This window comes from Pseudostreptobacillus sp., from assembly GCF_977040545.1.
Genome location: NZ_CDRRBS010000129.1, coordinates 1 through 2249, shown reverse-complemented (window position 1 = coordinate 2249; position 2249 = coordinate 1). Strand labels below are relative to the sequence as shown.

2 protein-coding genes and 1 pseudogene are annotated in these 2249 nt (G+C 21.1%); all 3 read right to left on the bottom strand.

The features are described 5' to 3' along the window. Positions 1-15: 15 nt before the first annotated feature. Positions 16-762 (bottom strand): SIMPL domain-containing protein, encoded by a 747-nt coding sequence (locus ACWYO2_RS05800; RefSeq protein ID WP_455515534.1) that lies wholly within the window; start codon positions 760-762, stop codon positions 16-18. A gap of 90 nt (positions 763-852) precedes the next feature. Then, entirely contained in the window at positions 853-1842 is a 990-nt protein-coding gene (locus ACWYO2_RS05795; RefSeq protein ID WP_455515533.1) for a type II secretion system F family protein, read from the bottom strand. Next, positions 1839-2249 (bottom strand): annotated as a pseudogene (locus tag ACWYO2_RS05790) (type II secretion system protein GspD); the annotation flags it as partial. The gene ACWYO2_RS05795 and the pseudogene ACWYO2_RS05790, both read right to left, overlap by 4 nt.

Below are 2249 nucleotides of genomic sequence, written 5' to 3'. Positions count from 1 at the left end.
TTGTATAGGAAAGGCTCAATAAGTGATTCTTTTTCTTTCTTTATACATTTTCAAATATTCATTTTTCAAATTAGATACTGAATAATCTATATTTCCAACTAATTCTATTTTATTTTTTTCAGCTATTTCTATTACTTCACTTATTCTTGTTAAATCCCTTAATTTAAACGATATTGTTGTTTCTATGTTATATATATCTTCTTCTTCAGTATTATAATCTTCAGAATTTAATATATTATCAAAATAGAAATCTTTTTTAGTATTTGAAACTAATTCTTCAACTTTTTTATATATATAATTTAAATTTTTTTCTTTACTTTCAGATTCATTTTTTATATTTAAAGTTAACAATCCTTTATTTATCTTATATTCAATTCCTCCGATTTTATCTATCACTTCTAAAATGCTTGCCAATGTTGTACTATTTGTTTTTATAGATAAACTTAAATTTGTATTATACAGCTTACTACCATTATTATTTTTAACATATTTTGTAGTTTTGTAATATCTATAATCATCTGTTATTAAACTGTCATATTTAATTCCTTCAGATTTTAATTGATCAAAAAAATTGTTAATTCTTATTTTATTTTCATTTTGTGATTTTTCTTTAGAGTTAGCTTCCGTTCTTATTCTAAAACTCATTTGTGCCGTATCTGCTTTCAATTCTTTAATAACTTTAGAATTAGTTTTAATAACTACATCATTTGCTAATACACTCATACTTGTAATTAAACTTAAAAATAATAATATTTTTTTCATTTTACATTTACCTCTCTTTCTTAATATATATTGTACTATATATTCCTTTTATTTTCATTAGTTTTTCTTATATATTAAATTACTGGAGGATTAGAGTAAACTATCCCCCAGTTGAAAAACAGGCAACATCATAGCTATTACTATGATAGCAATTATTATAGATATTATTAAAATTGATAAAGGTTCTAATACCTTAATCATTATTTTAGTTTCAATATTTAATTTTTTTCGATAACTTTCTTTTAAACTTAAAAATACTTCAAGAAAATTAGAACCTTTTTCTCCAATTCTTAAAAAAGAAATATACTCATTATTAAATAATTTTGATTCTTTAAAAGAACTTTCTACACTTTTACCTTTACTTATCTTATACACTATAACTTTAATACACCCATTAATATATATATTATCACTTTTAGACAAACTAATCGCATCAAGAAAATCTGTATTAGTTTTAAGGATAGAGTATATACTTTCCGTAAATTCAAGTATATAAATATCTCTAATAAAAGGTATACTAAACAACAATTTATCAACGTTATATTTATATATTCTTTTAATACTTAATCCTATTAAATAAAGTAAAAATATGAAAAATAATAAATAATAAAATTTTGTATATAGACAATCACTCAAATAAAGTATGAATCTAGTTAAGAAAGGTAATTTTGATATATCTACATATATTTCTTTAAACTGTGGAACAAGAAATACAAGCATTGCGACAACTATTATAAAAGAAATTAAAGAAACAAATAATGGGTATATAGAAATTGATATAATTTCTTTCTTTAATTCTTCTTCAAAATAATATTTTTCTTTTAATATAGAAAGTATAGTCTTCATATCACCTGTCTTTTCTACTATATTTATCATAGCTAAAAAACTTTTATCATCATTCAAATATGAAAAACTATTAACTAATCCTCTACCTTTTTCAAGTGATTTTCTTATATTTAATAATTTATTTTTTTCTTTATCTTTATACATAGGTATTAGTATAGATAAAGCATCAATTAACTCTACATTAGAAGATATTAAACCTTCAAGTTTAATAATTACCATTTTTTCAAATTTCATTCTTCAATACTAGCCTCTACTTCTATGTATATATTTCTTTTTTCTTTAGTAGTGTTTCTTTTTCTAAACAAATTACCAAATACTGGTATATCTGATAAATATTTAACTCCTTCTTCACTTTTTTTTACATTTTTCTCATTTAATCCCCCAATAAAAATACTACCTCTATCTTTAACAATAACATTTGTACTAAATACATTTTTTTCTTTCCCTTTATCATTTCCAAAAAGTTTAAAATTACTTATTTCAGTATATATTTGTAGTTCTATATATTCATTAAAAGATCTCTTTCTTATTCTAGGATTTATTTTAATTATCATCCCAGCCTCATAATTAGTATATTTTTCTTCTTTCTTTTTTTTTAAACCAAGTATCATTTCACTAGTAATTTTAATTTCTCCATCACT